This window comes from Agrobacterium sp. 22117, assembly GCF_052045735.1.
In the GTDB taxonomy this organism is placed as follows: Bacteria; Pseudomonadota; Alphaproteobacteria; order Rhizobiales; family Rhizobiaceae; genus Agrobacterium; species Agrobacterium cavarae.
In genome coordinates, this window is record NZ_JBQEPP010000004.1 from 69,396 (window position 1) to 84,854 (window position 15,459).

General features: G+C 59.7%; 14 protein-coding genes. 11 read left to right on the forward strand and 3 right to left on the reverse strand.

The genetic code is table 11. The features are described from left to right. The first annotated feature begins 72 nt into the window (after positions 1-72). The 9 genes from ACTJKV_RS12370 to ligD all read left to right on the forward strand — a co-directional run bounded on the left by ACTJKV_RS12370 (position 73) and on the right by ligD (position 10,465). Positions 73-834, forward strand: coding sequence for a LamB/YcsF family protein (locus tag ACTJKV_RS12370; RefSeq protein WP_440598747.1), 762 nt, complete (start codon positions 73-75; stop codon positions 832-834). Between the two features lie 16 nt (positions 835-850). After that, on the forward strand, positions 851-1,657 hold the full coding sequence (locus tag ACTJKV_RS12375; RefSeq protein WP_112520549.1) for a putative hydro-lyase: 807 nt from the start codon (positions 851-853) through the stop codon (positions 1,655-1,657). A gap of 7 nt (positions 1,658-1,664) precedes the next feature. Continuing rightward, on the forward strand, positions 1,665-3,257 hold the full coding sequence (locus ACTJKV_RS12380) for a 5-oxoprolinase/urea amidolyase family protein (protein WP_440598748.1): 1,593 nt from the start codon (positions 1,665-1,667) through the stop codon (positions 3,255-3,257). Positions 3,258-3,274: 17 nt separating this feature from the next. Beyond that, a complete protein-coding gene (locus tag ACTJKV_RS12385; RefSeq protein ID WP_440598749.1) occupies positions 3,275-5,002 on the forward strand; it encodes an acetyl/propionyl/methylcrotonyl-CoA carboxylase subunit alpha in 1,728 nt (575 codons plus the stop codon). 151 nt (positions 5,003-5,153) lie between these two features. Further along, positions 5,154-5,384, forward strand: a complete 231-nt coding sequence (locus ACTJKV_RS12390; RefSeq protein ID WP_440598750.1) for a hypothetical protein — start codon at positions 5,154-5,156, stop codon at positions 5,382-5,384. 246 nt (positions 5,385-5,630) lie between these two features. After that, entirely contained in the window at positions 5,631-6,752 is a 1,122-nt protein-coding gene (locus ACTJKV_RS12395; RefSeq protein ID WP_440598751.1) for a diguanylate cyclase domain-containing protein, read from the forward strand. A 104-nt stretch (positions 6,753-6,856) separates the two neighbouring features. Beyond that, positions 6,857-7,111 carry a hypothetical protein gene (locus tag ACTJKV_RS12400; RefSeq protein ID WP_440598752.1) on the forward strand — a complete coding sequence of 85 codons (255 nt, stop codon included), beginning with the start codon at positions 6,857-6,859 and terminating at the stop codon, positions 7,109-7,111. 21 nt (positions 7,112-7,132) lie between these two features. Continuing rightward, on the forward strand, positions 7,133-7,966 hold the full coding sequence (gene ku, locus ACTJKV_RS12405) for a non-homologous end joining protein Ku (RefSeq protein WP_440598753.1): 834 nt from the start codon (positions 7,133-7,135) through the stop codon (positions 7,964-7,966). Positions 7,967-7,969: 3 nt separating this feature from the next. Next, the gene (gene ligD, locus ACTJKV_RS12410; protein WP_440598754.1) at positions 7,970-10,465 is read left to right on the forward strand and encodes a DNA ligase D; all 2,496 of its coding nucleotides are present in this window, start codon (positions 7,970-7,972) and stop codon (positions 10,463-10,465) included. A gap of 35 nt (positions 10,466-10,500) precedes the next feature. On the opposite strand, the gene ku (ACTJKV_RS12415) is transcribed toward ligD, so the two are convergent. Together ku (ACTJKV_RS12415) and ACTJKV_RS12420 are read right to left on the reverse strand one after the other, a co-directional pair. Next, positions 10,501-11,283, reverse strand: a complete 783-nt coding sequence (gene ku, locus ACTJKV_RS12415) for a non-homologous end joining protein Ku (protein ID WP_440598755.1) — start codon at positions 11,281-11,283, stop codon at positions 10,501-10,503. A gap of 76 nt (positions 11,284-11,359) precedes the next feature. Continuing rightward, complete coding sequence (locus ACTJKV_RS12420) at positions 11,360-12,028, reverse strand: phosphoribosyltransferase (RefSeq protein WP_440598756.1); 669 nt, start codon at positions 12,026-12,028, stop codon at positions 11,360-11,362. A gap of 150 nt (positions 12,029-12,178) precedes the next feature. Here ACTJKV_RS12420 and ACTJKV_RS12425 point away from each other — a divergent pair, with 150 nt between their 5' ends. Further along, entirely contained in the window at positions 12,179-13,351 is a 1,173-nt protein-coding gene (locus ACTJKV_RS12425; protein WP_440598757.1) for a M20 aminoacylase family protein, read from the forward strand. A 257-nt stretch (positions 13,352-13,608) separates the two neighbouring features. On the opposite strand, the gene ACTJKV_RS12430 is transcribed toward ACTJKV_RS12425, so the two are convergent. Next, positions 13,609-14,544: an NmrA family NAD(P)-binding protein gene (locus ACTJKV_RS12430; RefSeq protein ID WP_113226037.1), complete on the reverse strand. Its 936-nt coding sequence runs from the start codon at positions 14,542-14,544 to the stop codon at positions 13,609-13,611. Positions 14,545-14,618: 74 nt separating this feature from the next. On the opposite strand from ACTJKV_RS12430, the gene ACTJKV_RS12435 reads away from it, so the two are divergent. Beyond that, entirely contained in the window at positions 14,619-15,434 is an 816-nt protein-coding gene (locus ACTJKV_RS12435) for an AraC family transcriptional regulator (protein ID WP_274103970.1), read from the forward strand. Positions 15,435-15,459: the final 25 nt, after the last annotated feature.

The window sequence follows — 15,459 nt, forward strand, 5'->3', positions numbered from 1 at the left end:
AGCACAAGCAAGCATTTATCGTGGCCACCTGAGCGTGGCCACGGAGATCAACCACATTTGGAGAAAGACGACATGGCGCATATCGACCTCAACAGCGATCTCGGCGAAAGTTACGGGGCATGGAGCATGGGCGACGACGAGGCCATGCTTTCCATCGTCTCCAGCGCCAACATTGCCTGTGGTTTTCACGCCGGAGACCCGACAGGCATCTACAAGACGGTGAAGGCAGCCGCCGCAAATGGCGTTACGATCGGGGCTCACGTTTCCTATCCGGACCGCGTCGGTTTTGGACGCCGGGATATGGATGTGACGCCGGAGGATCTGATCGCCGACGTCATCTACCAGATCGGCGCACTGAAGGGCATTGCCGCAGCAGCCGGAACCACGGTGCGCTACGTCAAGCCACATGGCGCGCTTTACAACCGCATCGCCCATGACGCAAAACAAGGTCAGGCTGTCATTGACGGCATAAAAGCCATCGATCCGTCGCTGGTGCTGATGGGGCTCGCCAACGCGCCGATCCTTGAACTGGCACGCAAAGCGGGACTTTCGATCGTGGCAGAAGCCTTTGCTGACCGGGCGTATACGCCGGACGGGCAACTCGTGTCCCGTCGCGAAAAGGGCGCTGTCCTGCATGATGCCGGACAAATTGCCGACCGCATGGTGCAACTGGCCCGCCAGGGAACGCTGGAAGCCATTGACGGCAGCGTCATCAAGATCGAGGCGCAGTCCATCTGCGTTCATGGCGACAGCCCAGGCGCGGTCGATATTGCACGCGAAATTCGCCGCCGGTTTGAAACGGACGGTATTGCCGTTCGCCCTTTCACCTCTTGAACGATAGGAGCGGCCAATGACCATCCCCACATCGCACACCGCCAAGAACGTCGAGCTTGCCCAAAAAGCACGCGCCAGCTACCGCGCCGGCCTCGTGCAGCCGACCTCTGGTATCGCGCCGGGCTTCACCCAGGCCAACATGATCGTGCTGCCGCGCGACTGGGCGTTCGACTTTCTGCTTTATGCGCAGCGCAATCCAAAGCCTTGCCCTGTATTAGACGTCTCCGATCCCGGCTCACCCACCACGCTTCTTGCGCCGGGTGCCGATCTACGAACCGATCTGCCGCTCTACCGGATCTGGCGTGATGGCAAGCTCGCTGAGGAAACACATGATGCCACGTCGGCCTGGGCCGAGCGCGACGATATGGTGGCCTTCCTCATCGGCTGCAGCTTCACTTTTGAAACGCCGATGGTGGAAGCGGGCATCGAAATCCGTCATATGACGGATAAGAGCAATGTTCCCATGTATCTGACCAACCGTCCCTGCCGCCCGGCAGGCCGTTTGAAGGGCAACATGGTCGTGTCCATGCGTCCGATCCCGGCATCGCGGGTTGCGGATGCGGCGACGATTTCCGGAAGGTTTCCGGCCGTTCACGGCGCACCGGTGCATATCGGCATGCCGGAGGAACTCGGCATCGCTGATCTCGCCAAGCCCGACTTTGGCGATGCCGTGCGCATCGAGCCCGGCGAAGTCCCGGTCTTCTGGGCGTGCGGCGTGACTCCGCAGGCGGCGGTCATGGCGTCTGGCGTGCCATTTGCCATCACCCATGCACCGGGTCATATGTTCATCACCGACATTCCCGATTCTGCCTATCACGCGTGAGGACATGATGCGCTTTCTCCCCGTCAGTCTCACGACGATCCTTGTCGAACTTGCCGATCTGGACGAAACGCTCGCGCTTTTCGCCTCGCTCGAAAACGATCCTGTCGAGGGCATCGAGGAAACCGTACCGGCCGCACGCACCCTGATGATCCGCTTTCGACCAGAAAAGATCGACGGGCAGGCTCTTGCCGCAGAGCTTTCCCGTCGCGACCTGACGGCGAAGATTCCGCCTTCCGACAAGCTGGTCGAAATCCCGGTCCATTATAATGGCGAAGACCTTGGGGACGTCGCGACGCTGACAGGGCTTAGCGTCGACGAGGTGATCCGTCGTCATACCGAGAGCGAATTTACCGTTGCGTTTTGCGGCTTTGCACCGGGGTTCGGCTATCTGGTAGGCGGCGATCCCGCACTCCATGTTCCCCGGCGACAGAGCCCACGCACCCGCATCCCGGCCGGCTCTGTGGCGCTCGCGGGCGCCTTTAGCGGCGTCTATCCGCAAAACAGCCCGGGCGGCTGGCAGATCATTGGTACGACACCCCTGAAGATGTGGGACATCGATCGCGAGCCCGGCGCGCTCTTCCAGCCGGGCTACCGCGTTCGCTTCCTCAACATGGACAAGGCGTCAGGAAAGATCAGCCTGCCAATCTCCGAGGCAAAGCCGCGCAAGGAGCCGTCGCGCCAAGGGCCGCATTTCGAAGTGCTGGCGGCTCCTATGCCCGCTCTCTTTCAGGATCTCGGTCGCTTCGGACAGACCGGACAGGGCGTCTCTGCGTCCGGCGCGCTTGATCGCGGCGCTTTCAACGCAGCAAACCGCATCGTCGGAAATCCGCACAACGCGCCCTGCCTGGAACTGACGCTCGGCGGCTTTTCCTTCCGTGCTGCGAGCCGCACCGTTATCGGTCTCACCGGTGCGCCCTGTCCCGTCACCATCGAAACGGCAGAGGGGCGTTTCACCGCAAAGACTTACGCGCCCATCCCGCTTGAGGCGGGCGACACCGTCACGCTCGGCCAGCCGCCAAAAGGCATGCGTTGTTATCTCGCCGTGCGCGGCGGCTTCGATGTCGAGCCTGTGCTCGGCAGCTTCGCCACCGATACGCTGGCCGTCGTCGGTCCAGAGCCGGTCACGGCAGGTACGATCCTGCCGCTCAAGACCGAAACGAAGGAGTTTTCGAGCGTCGCCATCGATGAGGTCCCCGCCTTCGAGCCACCGGCCATGGATGAGGTCGTCACGCTCGACGTTGTTCTTGGACCGCGCACCGACTGGTTCACCCAAAAGGGCATTGAGACGCTGACGAACCAACTCTGGCAGGTCACGCCGCAATCCAACCGCGTGGGCATCCGCCTTGCGGGCGAGGTGCCGGTGGAACGGCGCGACAGCGCAGAACTGCCGAGCGAGGGAACTGCAACGGGCGCCATCCAGATCCCCCATAGCGGCCAGCCTGTGCTCTTCCTTGCGGACCATCCGCTGACGGGCGGTTACCCCGTCATCGGAGCGGTGGCGGAGTACCATCTCGATCTTGCGGGTCAGATCCCCGTCAACGCCAAAATCCAGTTTCGCCCGATCGGGCCTTTCGCCGACATCACGGCCAAGAACACTTAAATCCGAGGAGAAGAGCGATGAAGAAAGTCCTGATTGCTAATCGCGGCGAAATCGCTGTCCGGATTATCCGCGCCTGCCGGGATTATGGGCTCCGATCGGTCGCCGTCTATGCCGATCCCGATCAGGATGCGGTCTTCGTTCGCATGGCGGACGAAGCATATGCGCTGGAGGGCGTGCGTCCTGCAGAAACCTATCTCGACATCCCCAAGCTGATTGCCATCGCAAAGCGTTCGGGTGCGGATGCTATTCATCCCGGCTACGGCTTTCTGTCCGAACGCGCCGAGTTCGCACAAGCCGTGCTCGATGCCGGCCTGACCTGGATCGGTCCAGATCCGCAGGTCATCGAAGCGCTGGGCGACAAAGTGGAGGCACGCCGTATTGCGACCGGCGTCGGCGCGCCGCTCGTTGCTGGCAGCGACGGTCCGGTAGAAACCGCGGCCGAAGTCATCGCCTTTGCAGAAGAACACGGCCTGCCTGTTGCCATCAAGGCTGCCCATGGCGGTGGCGGACGCGGCTTGAAGGTTGCCTGGAAAATGGAAGAGATCGCCGATCTCTACGAGTCGGCCGTCAGAGAAGCGACCGCCGCTTTTGGTCGCGGCGAGTGTTTCCTCGAGCGCTTTCTCGACCGGCCGCGCCATATCGAGGCACAGGTTCTGGCGGACAAGCATGGAAACGTGCTGGTGCTGGGCACCCGCGACTGCTCGCTGCAGCGCCGAAACCAGAAGCTGATCGAAGAAGCCCCTGCCCCCTTCCTCTCGGACGAGCAACGGCAAAAAATCCACGCGTCCGCCAAAGCAATCTGTGCCGCCGCGGGCTATAGCGGTGCCGGCACGGTGGAGTTTCTGCTGGGCGTCGATGGCACGATTTCGTTTCTGGAGGTCAATACCCGCCTGCAGGTCGAACACCCCGTCACCGAGGAAACGACTGGCATCGATCTGGTGATCGAACAGTTCCGCATTGCCGAAGGCAAGACGCTTCGCGTTTTGGAGACGCCGGAGCCTCGCGGCCATTCGATGGAATTCCGCATTAATGCCGAAGATCCAGGCCGCGGCTTCCTGCCAACGCCAGGAACGATCACAGTTTTCGATCCGCCGTCGGGTCCCGGCGTTCGTCTCGATAGCGGTGTCGTCAGTGGTTCGAGCGTGCCCGGCGTGTTCGACTCTCTCATGGCAAAGCTGATCGTCACCGGCGAGGATCGCCGGCAGGTACTGCAACGTGCCCGCCGCGCGCTGAAGGAATTCCGTATCGAAGGCGTGGCAACCGTCCTGCCCTTCCATCGCGCAGCCCTTGAGGCGGAAGACTTCACCGGTGAAGACGGCTTCAAGGTTCACACCCGCTGGATCGAGACCGATTTCGCCGCAATGCCGGACGCGATGGAGCGCCCTGCCCAGAAAGATGACCCTTCCATCCACCGCACCTATCTGGAAATCGACGGCAAGCGCGTTTCGGTCGGCCTGCCCACGCTTCTGCTCTCTGCCCTGGGCAGCGTCGGTAGCGGAGCATCGGGTGCGGCAAGTGGCGCGGCCACCAAAAATGACGGCGAGATTGCCGCACCAGTGTCAGGAACGCTGCAATCCTTCAAGGTCGAAGACGGCCAGACCGTTTCCGAAGGCGATCTGGTTGCCGTCATGGAAGCCATGAAGATGGAAACCCAGATCCTCGCCACCAAGGGCGGTACGATCCGTCTTCTCGTCAAGGAAGGCGACTACCTTCAGGCTGGCCACACGCTGATGACGATTGACTGATCGCCCTTTGAGAGCAGGCGAGAACTGCGCCTGCTCCGGTCATCACGCTGGTGTTGCGCTCATTTAGAGGTGCCACCACATGCTGCAGAATGTCTGCTGACGGAACACACCTCCTGCTTCGAGGTTAGCTCATGAACCAATGGAGGTTCCCATGAGCTCTGAAAAAGACATCGACAAGATCCATGCAGACGCAAAGCCGCAATTTGCGCCGGGCAAAAAGACGTCCGACAATAATGGCGTGGCAAGCGCCAAACCCACCGTCATCACCGGTTCCGAAGACGCGACTGTCAACAAACTGCCGCCGAGCAAGAAAAAGCCCGAAAAGGATTGGGACGTGAATTACGACGAGCGCGACACGAATGAAGGCGACTTTAGAGGGTAACCTTCAAGAGGCGACAGCATCGACCCGAAACTCGGAACCGATTTTCGGGTAGTTCGAGGCGTCAAGTCTAAGAGAAAGAGCGCCTCGAAGGCCGTCCTAAAGCTCCTGCCGATCATTCGCTGGTCCGTCAGTTGATCGCGCTGAGGACAGCTGACAACCATTGAGGCCTTGATTAGAGAGTCGTTTAAATTTTCCGCATAGATTATATGCGCTCAATAACCGCTACCCCGTGGCAAGGGCTGATCGATGCGAATAAGAGAACCGGACGACCTCTATAAGGCACTTGTTGCCCAACTGGCCTACACGGTTGCACCGATGACCGTCATGGGTTTCACCATCGTCGCCATTGGCTACTTCGCCGCGACAACCCTGCATGACACCTGGATTTTTGTCGCCATGGTGTGCGGTGGCTTGGCGTCCTTCACCAAGATCTGCGTGATGCTGCGCCACCGGCGCTGGACTAAGACCGGTCACCCCACCTCTTTGACACCGAAAGACTGGGAGCTTGCGCATGCTCTTCTCACATTTCTCGTCGCCGCCTCGGTCGGCGCGATCTCCGCACTGATCTTCCGGTCCTCCGATTTCTCCCTGCACGTGCTGGCAACGGCGCTGCTGTTCGGTTATGCAGCCGGCGTCGCCAGCCGCATGTCGGTTCGACCTCTCATATCAGTGACCGCACTCACTATCGCGGCCGTGCCGACCACGATCTCGGCCGCCTTCGCGGGCGACGCGGCGCACTGGTTGCTGGCCACGATGTTCGCTGTCTTCCTGCTCGCGGCGATGCAGAGCGTGTCGCATGTGTATCGAACGGCGTCACAGCAGATCCTGCTGCGGCTTGAGATGGAGCGCCTTGCGCGTGCCGACCCTTTGACCGGCCTTGCCAATCGCATTGCGCTTCGCGAAGGCTTTAGCGGTATTTCGCGCATGACGGGCACGATGATTGCCGTTCATTGCCTTGATCTGGATGGCTTCAAGGCTATCAACGATCGCCTCGGGCATGCCGCGGGCGATGACCTGCTGATCGGCGTCGGCGCCCGGCTTCGGGACCTCCTTCAGCCCCATGACATCGCCGCACGTGTTGGCGGCGATGAGTTCGTCGTCGTTCAGACTGAGGTCCGCAACGCAGCAGATGTCGAGCGCATGGCCCATGACATCGTGCGGTCGTTGACAACGCCATTTAACCTCTCAAATGAACCGGTCCGCGTGGGCGTCAGCCTCGGATATACGGCTGAAGCGGCCAAGGATGCGGAGTTCAGCACCATGATACGCCTGGCGGACGCTGCTTCCTACCGGGCAAAGCGCAACGGCGGTGGCGTGGAGAAAGAACTGCCTTCCCTCCAGGAAAAATTTCCCGTGGCGGCTGCCTGAAGCTAGGCCGTCGTATCTTTGCGACTTCCGGCCATCCAGTGCGACCAGAATGCCATCGTGTCGCCCGTGCTGGAACTTTCGTGCCTGTCTCGAATTTAAGAACGATGGCACATACTGCGAAAACCACACCCCGACAGGATCAACAGCCCGACACTCGCGACAGGCTGATTGTGGCACTTTATGCGCAATTGAAAGCGGAACGGGAGACGCGTGAGGCCATGGAGTGGGTCGCGCGGCACGGTGGGCTTTCGCCGGATGTGATGGAGGCCATGGCGTCCGACCCTGTTCCGGTGTTTTCGCAGGAAGATATCGTGGCCGTCGAGCGGATAATCGACCGCGAGCGTTCCAGTAAAAGTTAGAGCGTAAAAAGGAGGCTGGCGATGGCGCCAAGAGCCGTGTGGAGAGGCACTATCAAATTCGCTGATTTTCAGTGCGATGTCGGACTCTACACCGCGATCTCATCGTCGGAAAAAATCTCCTTCAACATCATCAATCGAAAGACCGGCAACCGCGTCGAGCGACAGTATCTCGACAGCGAGACCGGCGACAAGGTCGAGCGCGATCAGCAGGTCAAGGGTTATGAGCTTGAGAATGGCGACCACATCGTCATCGAAGGCGACGAGCTTTCTGAGTTGATGCCGGACGGCAACAAGGTCATTCGGGTGAAAAACTTTCTAGAATGCGATGAAATCGACAAACTCTATTTCGACAAGCCCTATTATCTCTCGCCTTCGACCGACGAGGACCGCGAAGCGCTTTCACTCCTGGCGCAGGCGCTGCGGGAGCGTCAGGTCGCAGCTCTTGCAGAAGCAATCCTTTTTCGTCGCAACAGAATGCTGTTGATCCGGCTCGACGGGGACGCCGTAATTGCCACGACCTTGAACTATGACTACGAGGTGCGCTCGCAGACCGCTGCCTTCAAATCAATCCCCGACATCGAGTTTGATGACGAGATGCTGGAACTCGCAGGCCACATCATCAAGAAGCGAGCCGGCAAATTCGATCCGTCGCAATACAGCGACCGCTATAATGATGCTTTGACGGAACTGGTGCAGGCGAAGATCGAAGGAAAGACGATCAAGAAGCGCGAGCCCGAGAAGCGCGACAACGTCATTGACCTGAAGGAAGCCCTGCGCCAAAGCGCCGGTGTCTCAGACAAGAAGACGGCCAAGCCAAAGTCTTCCGGCACCACCAAACGCAAGAAGGCAAGTTGACCCATGGGCCTTCAAACCTATAACCAGAAGCGCAAGTTCGATAAGACGCCGGAGCCGAAGGGCGAAGCGGCGGCAACGGCCGGCAACAGTTTCGTGGTGCAGAAACATGATGCAAGGCGGCTGCACTATGATTTCCGCCTGGAAATGGACGGCGTGATGAAAAGCTGGGCCGTGACCAAAGGCCCGAGCCTCGATCCGAATGAAAAGCGGCTTGCGGTCCACGTCGAGGATCACCCTCTGAGCTATGCCGACTTCGAAGGTATCATTCCCAAGGGCCAATATGGTGGCGGCACAGTCATCGTCTGGGATCGTGGCACATGGTCCCCCATCGGCGATCCGAAGAAGGCCTACCGCAAGGGCCATATGGAATTCGAACTCGACGGCGAAAAGCTGAAAGGCCGCTGGCATCTGGTGCGGATGAAAGGCAAGCCTGAGGAGAAGCGCGAAAACTGGCTGCTGATCAAGGCCCATGACGAGGAAGCCAGCGAAACCATCGACCTGATCGAGGAGGCGGGAAACTCTGTCAAGACGGGGCGAAGCATCGAGCAGGTGGCAGAGAATCCAGAGGACACCTGGAACTCGAGAGACGTCTCGTCCAAAGCCAAAAGTGCGAAAACGACCGGCAAGCAGGTGCATGATTTTCCCAAGGCAAGCCATAAGGCGGCAATGCCGTCTTTCATCAAACCCGCTTTGGCGACATTGAAGAACAATGCGCCGGAGGGATCGCGCTGGCTGCATGAAATCAAGTTTGACGGCTATCGCCTCCAGGCGAGGATCGAGAAGGGAGAGGTCGTTCTGCTGACCCGCAGCGGTCTGGACTGGACGGAGAAATTCGGAGAGGCCATCCAACATTCGCTCGCGGCACTGCCGGTGGAAACTGCGATCATCGACGGCGAACTGGTCGTCGAAAAGGAAAGTGGCGTTTCCGACTTCTCCGCACTCCAGGCCGATCTCAGCGAGGGTCGGCAGGATCGTTTCCGCTACTACGTCTTCGACCTTCTCTATCTGGATGGCCGGGACCTGCAGGGCGCTGCACTTGTGGATCGCAAAGCGTTGCTGGAAAAACTGCTACCCTCCGACGACCCTGTGCTGCGCTACAGCGCGCATTTTCAGGAGGACGGAGAAAAGGTTCTCCAGCATGCCTGCTCGCTTGGACTGGAGGGCGTTATCTCCAAAGTCGCCGAGTCTCCCTACGTCTCCGGGCGCAAGGGGCAGTGGATCAAGTCCAAGTGCAGCAGCGGCCAGGAATTCGTCATCGGTGGCTATGCCCTCTCGTCCTCATCGGACCAGGCTATCGGCTCTCTGGCGCTCGGCGTCTATGAGAATGGCAAGCTTCGGCATGTCGGCCGGGTGGGAACAGGCTTTACCGGCGCCACCGCAGAGATGATCTTCGACAGGCTAAAGCCCCTGACGCAGACAGAAAGTCCCTTCTCGCAGAAGCTGACAGCGCTTGCCCGGCGCGATCTTCATTACGTCAAGCCAGAGCTTGTCGCGGAAGTCGAGTTTCGCGGCTGGTCCGGCGATGGCAACCTTCGCCATGCCTCCTTCAAAGGGTTGCGGGAAGACAAGGCACCCAAGGAGATCAGCAGGGAGGTGGAACACGTGACGAAGCCCGAGACAGGTGACGCAGCAAAGACGCCGCAAACGAAGATCAAGTTCACCCACCCTGAGCGCGTCTATTGGCCGGATCAGAAAATCACCAAGGCGGACCTCGCCGATTATTATGCACAGGTTTGGGAGCATATTGCACCCTACGTCACCAATCGCGCGCTCTCCCTGCTACGCTGCCCGGAAGGGATCGACGGCCAAACGTTCTTCCAGAAGCACCCGTGGCGCGGAATGAACAAAGCCATTGGTGCTATCAAGGACCCGAAGGATCGATCGGGCGAACCGTTGGTGGTGATCAGCGATTTCGATGGCATGATGGCGCTCGTTCAATCCGCCGTGCTTGAAATTCACCCCTGGGGTTCGACCACCAAGGCCTGGGAGAAGCCGGACCTGATAACCATGGACCTCGATCCGGGTGAGGACGTGCAGTGGGGCGCTGTCGTCGAAGCCGCGCTCGAGCTTAAATCCCGGCTGGAAGCAGCGGGACTTGCCGCCTTCGTTAAGACGTCTGGCGGCAAGGGCCTTCATGTCGTCACGCCACTGGAGCCGAAGGCCGGCTGGGCGAAGGTGAAAGGTTTTGCGAAGAAACTCGCGACCGACATGGGAAAAGATGAGCCGGATAAATATCTCGCTGTGGCAACCAAGGCCAAGCGCAGTGGCCGTATCTTCGTCGACTACCTGCGCAATGGGCGCGGAAGCACGGCCGTCGCCCCCTACTCCACCCGCGCCAGAGCGGGCGCTACGGTTTCCATGCCGCTCGAATGGTCGGAGTTGTCGAAGATTAAAGGCCCGGCGGAGTTCACAGCGAAGAACACACCCGCGCATATAAAGGCGAGGATGTCTGACCCATGGGCGGATTTCCGGGCTTCCGCCAAGCCGCTTCCTGGCTGAGGTGTTGAGAGCATCGCCCTCATTTTAGGGACACGTTAGGACTGCAGGCTCTTCTTCAGCGCATCCATGATGTTGATGACATTGCCGCCCTGCTTTGCCGCGGCGGGCTGCTTCTTGGCTTTGGACTTAGGCGCGTCCTTGGCCTTCGTCTTCAAGAGCTTCTGAACTTTCTTCTGCACCGTGTCCTGGACCAGCGACGGCTTCCAATTCGTCAACTGCTTGTCGATCTGCTTATCCAGCGCCGTTTGCAATTCCTTATCGGTCTTCGCCTTCTTATCGATCGTATCGACAGCGTCGCGCACCTCGTCGCCATAATGCAGCGTCCATAGGATGATGCCCTTGCCGGATGGCTCCAGCAGAACAGCGTGCTCGCGGCGATAGAGGACCAGTCGGGCGATGCCGACGACCTTGCTGGCCCTCATCGCTTCGCGAATAACGCTGAAGGCTTCGGCACCGATCTTGTCCTCGGGTTTGAGAAAATGCGGACGATCGTACCAGATCCAGTCGATGGAGCCTGCGGGAACGAAGGTCTGAATATCGATGGTTCTGGTGCTTTCCAGACCAACAGCATCGATCTCGTCTTCCTCCAGCAGCACGAAATCGCCGTCTTCCTTGGGAAAGCCCTTCACCTGATTTCTATCCGCAACCGGACGATGGGTGACGCTGTCCACATAGCGGCTTTCGACGCGATTGCCCGTCTCCCGATTGATGACGTGGAAGCGGATCTTGCCGCTTTGAGAAATGGCAGGCGTGAGCGAGACCCTTGCCGTCACGAGCGACAGCCTCAGATGACCTTTCCAGAATGTCTGTCTCGGCATGGAAACTCCTTGAGGTGCGAGGCTGGGTTGCAGCAACCTTCTCTAATCCACGGAGGAGACAGGAAGTTCCCAGGCGTCAGATCCAGCCATCTCCATTTTTTCGCAGCAAGGGTGTGGAGAACGCCGCGCGCACGCGCGTCGGCCATTTGGAGTCTAGGCTTTCCAACGCGTCGCGCCAGCGTTCCGATTGCAACATGGCCGCACCGATAACGACTGGCTCGATGCCGGAGGCTTGGAGCAGGGAGAGCCCGGCGAGGATCGATGTTCCGCTGGAAATGACATCATCGATGAGTGCCACGCGCCGCCCCTTCAGAAGCGGCAACATGCGCGGATCGATATAGAGCCGCTTTTCCTGCTTCGTGGTGATGGACGACATCGGCACTGACAGCTCGTCCAGATACCAAAACTTTCGCGATGTCCCGAGCGGTACATAGCGCGAATGACCGAGGCGGCGGGCCACCTCGCTTGCCAGCGTCAGGCCAAGTGTCGGCAGTCCCACCACCACACCCGGCTCGAAGGACTTCAGCTTGGCCGTAAGATCGTCTGCCAGAGCGCCCAGCACCGTGAAGGAAGCCTGATTGATGATCAGCGAGGCGAGCGCATGGTCTCCATCGCTCAGCGGCCGGATCGGCAGCCGAAGCTGGCGGCCATCATCCAGCGTAACTGGGTAGAAGCCGACCTTGGTCCCGTCTTCGGGAAAGCTGCCGGGCTCATGCAGATCTTGCCAGAACTCGTGGGGCTTCATCGCGCGTCCTTCCTCATCACTCTTTTCCGAACCATCGTCCGATTCCTGTTAAATGCCCTATTAAATCCAAAGCGCTTTTGCACTAGAAATGAGATCGACAGACGAGCCGTGTCCCTCGGCTTTAATGCACAGATCCCAAGGATTTCCCTTATGACCGCCTCGACCATGACCGCCGACGAGCTCTCCCTTTTGACGGCGCTGCGTCGCGATCTGCATGCGCATCCAGAGCTCGGCTTCGAGGAAGAACGCACCAGCCAGATCGTCACCTCTCTTCTGGAGGAGGCGGGCATTGCTGTCCATCGCGGTCTTGGAGTCACAGGCGTTGTCGGCACACTTCAGGTGGGAAACGGCACGCGCCGCATCGGACTGCGCGCCGACATGGATGCGCTTGCCATGCCGGAACTGGCGGAGAGACCTTACAAGTCGACGGTTCCGGGAAAGATGCATGCCTGCGGCCATGACGGCCACACCGTCATGCTCCTCGGTGCTGCCCGCGCGCTTGCTGCCGATCGCGGTTTCTCCGGCACGGTGCATTTCATTTTCCAGCCTGCGGAAGAGGGCCGTGGCGGAGCGAAGAAGATGGTCGAAGACGGGCTCTTCGAACTTTTCCCATGCGATGCGGTCTACGGTCTCCACAATATGCCGGGTCTCGATACGGACGAAATGGCAGTGGTCGGAGGACCGCAGCTTGCCTCGTCCGATAGCTGGCGCGTTGTCTTCAAGGGCGTCGGGACCCATGGGGCGAAACCGCATCTTGGCCGCGATCCGATCACCGCTGCGGCAAGCTTTCTCTCCTCGTTGCAGAGCATCGTCGGACGTGTCATCGATCCGCTGCAGCCCGCCGTCGTCAGTGCCTGTTCGCTTCAGGCAGGAGACCCGAATGCACTGAACGTCATTCCCGACCTCGTGCATATCGGCGGCACGGCGCGCGCCTATGCTGCCCATGTGCGCGATCAGCTGGAGGAAGAAATCGGTCGCCTGGCAAGCGGCACAGCATCCATGTTCGGCATCGAAGCAAGCTACGAGTTCACCCGTCGTATTCCGCCTGTCGTCAACGATGCCCATGCGACAGAGCGGGCGCTAAACGCGGCGCGAAGCGTCTTTGGGGCGAAAGTCCGGACGGCCTTTCCGCCTTCCACCGCTGGCGACGACTTCGCCTTCTTTGCCGGCGAAGCACCCGGCTGCTATGTCTGGCTAGGCAACGGCCCTGCGGTGGACGGCGCGCTGCATCACAACACCTCCTATGACTTCAACGATGACGCGATCGCCTCCGGAGTTGCTTTCTGGAAGACCCTGGTGAAGCAGGAACTGGCAGCGGAATAGCTGGTCTTGCGCGAGAGCCTCGGGGGCGAGCGTTGATGAAGGAAATCCTCAAGCTTCTGCAAACGCGGCAAGAAGGCGAGGTGCATTTGGAAGAAGACGTGGCAGCTTCGGCGCCCGCTGACGCCGAACCGGTAGCAGCATATTGGGGGCGGAGCCTGAAGAGATGTAAGCTCTACGGGCTCGGACCGCATCTGCCATCGTGGAAAGCGCCGCTGCCGATCACCGTTCTGGGCAGACTATTTTTTGTCACGAGGCAGTTATCGTCTTGAACTCCAGGTCAGGAACGTCTCTGGTCTGACACCATCCGTCCGTGCTTTCTCGATCAGCGGCCCGAGGGTGTCCTTGACGAACTCTTCCATTGTCGTGGGCAGCACCGGGCGATCATCGCGGAACTTAACCCGCCCATCATTAAGAGCCGCCGCGGTGTTCTTGTCATAGACCCACCGATCTAGCGTCCCGAACCTCTCCCGGAAGACCGTCTCGACCTCGTGACTGGTGGGATCGACGAAGCGATAATCCACCTCTCGACCGAGCGCCCGACCGATGATCGCGGCGATCTCGGACATCGTGTAATCGATGCCCAGTTGTTTCACGGACCGGTGCTCTTCAGGCGGCGTGTCGAACTCCCTGGCGGCAAAATCAGCGAGATCCTGAATGGAAACCCAAGGCGCTTTGACGTGGGGCGCAAGCGTAAAGCCGATCCTATCATGTTTGGCAATCGCCTCCGCCCATCTGGACAGGTCCTCCATGAACCAGCCACCTTGGAGGTGCACTAGCTTGATGTCCCGTAACCGGTTGAGGATCTGGTCAAGAATATGGAAGCCTTGGAAATGGCCGGTGTTGCCAGTGAGTTCGGATCCCATTCCGGTCAGGCTCACCGCAAATCTCACCGGGGAATCCCGAAGTGCGTCGAAGAACCTGAGCGCTACCGCGGGATAGTGCCCATGAAAATCCTCCGCCGTCCAAAGGGTTTTGACCATGAGGAACGCAGCGTCAGCATCTTCGAAGAACTTGGAAAGTTCACCATCACCCGTGTCGAAGCTGCCGATGAACGGTTCTGCGCCTTTCGCGACAAGCGCATCGAGGGCGGGCCCTCCTCTGGACAGGGCTTTGACGGAATGGCCTTTGGCCAAGAGGTTTTCGGTCAGTTTGGTGCCGATCCTGCCGGTCGCACCAACCACGGCAATACGCATGGCTTATCTCCTGAAGTTGTTTGACCAGGACACTAAAGGATTGCGTGGCGTGGCAGAATTGGAGATAATGCCATATGATATCGAAATCAGGCCAATCTCCGAATAAGCGACCTCCTTGTAGTACCGCTTGCGATCTCAGACTCGCGCATGGACCGGCGATGGCCATAAGGATGGACTTCGCCGACTATGAGGCCGAGGCAGACCCGCATCAGCACCCACAGGGTCAACTGATCCTGGCGCTCCATGGCGCGGTCACCTGCACTGCGGAAAGCGGGGTCTGGATCGTTCCGCCCGACTGCGGACTCTGGGTCCCCGGCGGCGTTCATCACAGCAATCAGGTCACACCCAATGCTCGTCTGACGTATCTATTCGTCGAGCCCGGCGCGGCCACGCTTCCAGACGAGTGCTGCACGCTGTCGGTTTCGCCCATGCTTCGGGAGATGATCCATCGGTTAGCGGAGCTTCCAGAACAGGACCGGCGCGACGCGCATGTAGAACGCTTGATGCGAGTGATGCTCGATGAGCTCGCGCTGATGCCGCGTCAAAGGCTGGAGCTCCCTGTCTCTGATCATCCAAAGATCGCCCTGATCGCTAGGGCGCTCCTGGCAAATCCGAGCGACCGCCGAACCCTCTGCCAATGGGCTGAGCATGTCGCCGTCAGTGAACGAACGTTAAAACGGCTTATGATCGAAAAGACCGGATTGAGCTTCGGCCGTTGGCGACGCCAGCTGCATCTGGTGATCGCGCTACGGGAACTGGCGGGTGGCGCAACCGTCCAGAAGGTGGCGAGCGACTTGGGATACGAGTCCACGACGGCCTTCATCGTCATGTTCAAGAAGGCGCTTGGTACCACGCCATCGCGCTACCTTGCCGGCGCGCAGCAGCCCTGAGAATGTGGGCCGAGATCCCGTCCCC

Bases quoted from the DNA above. Each gene is read 5' to 3' on its own strand.
- ACTJKV_RS12375 (WP_112520549.1), top strand. From the start codon at position 851: ATGACCATCCCCACATCGCACACCGCCAAGAACGTCGAGCTTGCCCAA.
- ACTJKV_RS12400 (WP_440598752.1), top strand. From the start codon at position 6,857: ATGGCACATACTGCGAAAACCACACCCCGACAGGATCAACAGCCCGAC.
- ACTJKV_RS12435 (WP_274103970.1), top strand. From the start codon at position 14,619: ATGATATCGAAATCAGGCCAATCTCCGAATAAGCGACCTCCTTGTAGT.
- ACTJKV_RS12420 (WP_440598756.1), bottom strand. From the start codon at position 12,028: ATGAAGCCCCACGAGTTCTGGCAAGATCTGCATGAGCCCGGCAGCTTT.
- ligD (WP_440598754.1), top strand. From the start codon at position 7,970: ATGGGCCTTCAAACCTATAACCAGAAGCGCAAGTTCGATAAGACGCCG.
- ACTJKV_RS12370 (WP_440598747.1), top strand. From the start codon at position 73: ATGGCGCATATCGACCTCAACAGCGATCTCGGCGAAAGTTACGGGGCA.
- ACTJKV_RS12390 (WP_440598750.1), top strand. From the start codon at position 5,154: ATGAGCTCTGAAAAAGACATCGACAAGATCCATGCAGACGCAAAGCCG.
- ku (WP_440598753.1), top strand. From the start codon at position 7,133: ATGGCGCCAAGAGCCGTGTGGAGAGGCACTATCAAATTCGCTGATTTT.
- ACTJKV_RS12380 (WP_440598748.1), top strand. From the start codon at position 1,665: ATGCGCTTTCTCCCCGTCAGTCTCACGACGATCCTTGTCGAACTTGCC.
- ACTJKV_RS12430 (WP_113226037.1), bottom strand. From the start codon at position 14,544: ATGCGTATTGCCGTGGTTGGTGCGACCGGCAGGATCGGCACCAAACTG.
- ACTJKV_RS12385 (WP_440598749.1), top strand. From the start codon at position 3,275: ATGAAGAAAGTCCTGATTGCTAATCGCGGCGAAATCGCTGTCCGGATT.
- ACTJKV_RS12395 (WP_440598751.1), top strand. From the start codon at position 5,631: ATGCGAATAAGAGAACCGGACGACCTCTATAAGGCACTTGTTGCCCAA.
- ku (WP_440598755.1), bottom strand. From the start codon at position 11,283: ATGCCGAGACAGACATTCTGGAAAGGTCATCTGAGGCTGTCGCTCGTG.
- ACTJKV_RS12425 (WP_440598757.1), top strand. From the start codon at position 12,179: ATGACCGCCTCGACCATGACCGCCGACGAGCTCTCCCTTTTGACGGCG.